This window comes from Aeromonas sp. EERV15, from assembly GCF_900079845.1.
Classification (GTDB): domain Bacteria; phylum Pseudomonadota; class Gammaproteobacteria; order Enterobacterales; family Aeromonadaceae; genus Aeromonas; species Aeromonas sobria.
In genome coordinates this window covers 1-463 of record NZ_FKKY02000120.1, presented here as the reverse complement: position 1 = coordinate 463, position 463 = coordinate 1, and the positions used below count along the sequence as shown (strand labels likewise).

The window sequence follows — 463 nt, the reverse complement described above, 5'->3', positions numbered from 1 at the left end:
GCATCCACGCCGACGACGTGGAGCTCGACGTCGAGCCCTGGGGCGCCGACGCGCTGTGGCGGCCCGACGATCCGGGGGCCAGGCGCTTCCTTGGCTTCGTCAACGCCTGGGTCGAGCTGACCGCCGTGCTCAACGAGATGTCCCGCAGCATGGGCCAGCACGACTTCTACCCGTTCGTGCTGCCGCGCGTCGCCGTGGCGAAGCTGCAGTTCATCCACCTCGTGGTGAGCGGAGCCCCTGCCCCGGCGCCCGCCGCGGCCTCGCCCGACGCGACCCCGCCCGCTACGCCAGCGCCTTCGGCCACGTGAACACGAAGGCCGCGCCGCGCCCGGCGTCCGAGTCGAGCGCGATCGTGCCGCCGCTGCTCTCCACGATCTTCTTCACGAGCGCGAGCCCGACCCCCGTGCCGCCCGACCTCTCCCGCGGCTCCAGCGTCTGGAAGATGACGAACACCTTCTCGTGG

The 463-nt window shown here is 72.4% G+C and carries 2 protein-coding genes; one reads left to right on the top strand and one right to left on the bottom strand.

The genetic code is table 11. The features are described from left to right. A partial coding sequence (locus BN4575_RS22865; protein WP_176716466.1) for a putative zinc-binding metallopeptidase occupies window positions 1–308 on the top strand: 308 nt, incomplete at its 5' end. Here BN4575_RS22865 and BN4575_RS22860 read toward each other — a convergent pair. Continuing rightward, the coding region (locus BN4575_RS22860) for an ATP-binding protein (RefSeq protein ID WP_256029048.1) at window positions 283–463 on the bottom strand (181 nt) is incomplete at its 5' end. The genes BN4575_RS22865 and BN4575_RS22860 overlap by 26 nt on opposite strands.